The following is a 3,076-nucleotide window of genomic DNA, read 5'->3' as shown; positions in this document are numbered from 1 at the left end:
TACAAGCCTTAGAACACTTCTTGGGTGTTGTATGGTTAAGCCTCACGGGTAATTAGTACGGGTTAGCTCAATGCATCGCTGCACTTACACACCCCGCCTATCAACGTTGTGGTCTCCAACGGCCCTTTAGGACCCTCAAGGGGTCAGGGATGACTCATCTCAGGGCTCGCTTCCCGCTTAGATGCTTTCAGCGGTTATCGATTCCGAACTTAGCTACCGGGCAGTGCCACTGGCGTGACAACCCGAACACCAGAGGTTCGTTCACTCCGGTCCTCTCGTACTAGGAGCAACTCCCTTCAATCATCCAACGCCCACGGCAGATAGGGACCGAACTGTCTCACGACGTTCTGAACCCAGCTCGCGTACCACTTTAAATGGCGAACAGCCATACCCTTGGGACCGACTTCAGCCCCAGGATGTGATGAGCCGACATCGAGGTGCCAAACACCGCCGTCGATATGAACTCTTGGGCGGTATCAGCCTGTTATCCCCGGAGTACCTTTTATCCGTTGAGCGATGGCCCTTCCATTCAGAACCACCGGATCACTATGACCTACTTTCGTACCTGCTCGACCTGTCCGTCTCGCAGTTAAGCTGGCTTATGCCATTGCACTAACCTCCTGATGTCCGACCAGGATTAGCCAACCTTCGTGCTCCTCCGTTACTCTTTGGGAGGAGACCGCCCCAGTCAAACTACCCACCAGGCACTGTCCGCGAGCCCGATTCAGGGCCCTGCGTTAGAACATCAAACATACAAGGGTGGTATTTCAAGGACGGCTCCAGCGCAACTGGCGTCACGCCTTCAAAGCCTCCCACCTATCCTACACATGTAGGTTCAATGTTCAGTGCCAAGCTGTAGTAAAGGTTCACGGGGTCTTTCCGTCTAGCCGCGGGTACACCGCATCTTCACGGCGAATTCGATTTCACTGAGTCTCGGGTGGAGACAGCATGGCCATGGTTACACCATTCGTGCAGGTCGGAACTTACCCGACAAGGAATTTCGCTACCTTAGGACCGTTATAGTTACGGCCGCCGTTTACCGGGGCTTCGATCAAGAGCTTCGCTTGCGCTAACCCCATCAATTAACCTTCCGGCACCGGGCAGGTGTCACACCCTATACGTCCACTTTCGTGTTTGCAGAGTGCTGTGTTTTTGATAAACAGTCCCAGCCATCTGGTCACTGCGACTCCCGTCAGCTCCATCCGCAAGGGACTTCACCAACAAGAGCGTACCTTCTCCCGAAGTTACGGTACTATTTTGCCTAGTTCCTTCACCCGAGTTCTCTCAAGCGCCTTGGTATTCTCTACCCGACCACCTGTGTCGGTTTGGGGTACGATGACTTGTAATCTGAAGCTTAGAGGCTTTTCCTGGAAGCAGGGCATCAATGGCTTCCGCACCGTGGTGCGTTCGTCTCGTGTCTCAGTGTTGTGTCTCCGGATTTGCCTAGAAACACCACCTACGCACTTTCACCAGGACAACCGTCGCCTGGCCCACCTAGCCTTCTCCGTCCCCCCATCGCAATTACAAGTCGTGCAGGAATATTAACCTGCTTCCCATCGACTACGCCTTTCGGCCTCGCCTTAGGGGTCGACTCACCCTGCCCCGATTAACGTTGGACAGGAACCCTTGGTCTTCCGGCGAGGAGGCTTTTCACCCCCTTTATCGTTACTTACGTCAGCATTCGCACTTCTGATATCTCCAGCATACCTCTCGATACACCTTCGCAGACTTACAGAACGCTCCCCTACCACTCACGCTTAGCGTGAATCCGCGGCTTCGGTGCCTGGTTTGAGCCCCGTTACATCTTCCGCGCAGGCCGACTCGACTAGTGAGCTATTACGCTTTCTTTAAATGATGGCTGCTTCTAAGCCAACATCCTAGCTGTCTGAGCCTTCCCACATCGTTTCCCACTTAACCAGAACTTTGGGACCTTAGCCGGCGGTCTGGGTTGTTTCCCTCTTCACGACGGACGTTAGCACCCGCCGTGTGTCTCCCGGATATTACTTACTGGTATTCGGAGTTTGCATGGGGTTGGTAAGTCGGGATGACCCCCTAGCCCAAACAGTGCTCTACCCCCAGTAGTATTCGTCCGAGGCGCTACCTAAATAGCTTTCGGGGAGAACCAGCTATCTCCGAGTTTGATTGGCCTTTCACCCCCAGCCACAGGTCATCCCCTAACTTTGCAACGTTAGTGGGTTCGGTCCTCCAGTTGATGTTACTCAACCTTCAACCTGCCCATGGCTAGATCACCCGGTTTCGGGTCTACACCTTGCAACTAGACGCCCAGTTAAGACTCGGTTTCCCTACGGCTCCCCTATACGGTTAACCTCGCTACAAAATGTAAGTCGCTGACCCATTATACAAAAGGTACGCAGTCACCCCGAAGGGCTCCCACTGCTTGTACGTACACGGTTTCAGGTTCTATTTCACTCCCCTCACAGGGGTTCTTTTCGCCTTTCCCTCACGGTACTGGTTCACTATCGGTCAGTCAGGAGTATTTAGCCTTGGAGGATGGTCCCCCCATATTCAGACAGGATGTCACGTGTCCCGCCCTACTCGATTTCACATCAAGGTTGTTTTCGTGTACGGGGCTATCACCCTGTATCGCCGGCCTTTCCAGGACCGTTCCACTAACTTCCAAGATGCTTAAGGGCTAATCCCCGTTCGCTCGCCGCTACTGAGGGAATCTCGGTTGATTTCTTTTCCTCGGGGTACTTAGATGTTTCAGTTCTCCCGGTTCGCCTCGTTACACTATGTATTCATGTAACGATACCCGAGTTATCTCGGGTGGGTTTCCCCATTCGGAAATCCGTGAGTCGTAATGTCTCTTACCGACTGCTCACGGCTTATCGCAGGTTAGTACGTCCTTCATCGCCTCTGACTGCCAAGGCATCCACCATGTACGCTTAGTCACTTAACCATACAACCCCAAGAAGTGTCGGTGAAACCGGCACAGCTTGTTGTCGTACAACAAGGACCAAATAAAATTTGGTTTTCGCCAAGAAGTTTCCAAAGCACTTGTAACAAATGTTTGAGAACTACTTTTTAAATCAGCTTTCCAGATTGTTAAAGAGCA

Annotated in this window: 1 rRNA gene; it reads right to left on the bottom strand. The window is 52.7% G+C overall.

Going from position 1 to position 3,076, the window contains the following annotated elements:
* Window positions 1-31 precede the first annotated feature (31 nt).
* Window positions 32-2,920: ribosomal RNA gene (locus tag G5149_RS20870) — 23S ribosomal RNA — on the bottom strand.
* Window positions 2,921-3,076 lie beyond the last annotated feature (156 nt).

The organism is Aeromonas sp. 600479 (assembly GCF_049175515.1).
Lineage (GTDB): Bacteria > Pseudomonadota > Gammaproteobacteria > Enterobacterales > Aeromonadaceae > Aeromonas > Aeromonas veronii_A.
The sequence above is the reverse complement of the archived record's forward strand: the minus strand, read 5'-3'. Positions and strand labels throughout refer to the sequence as shown.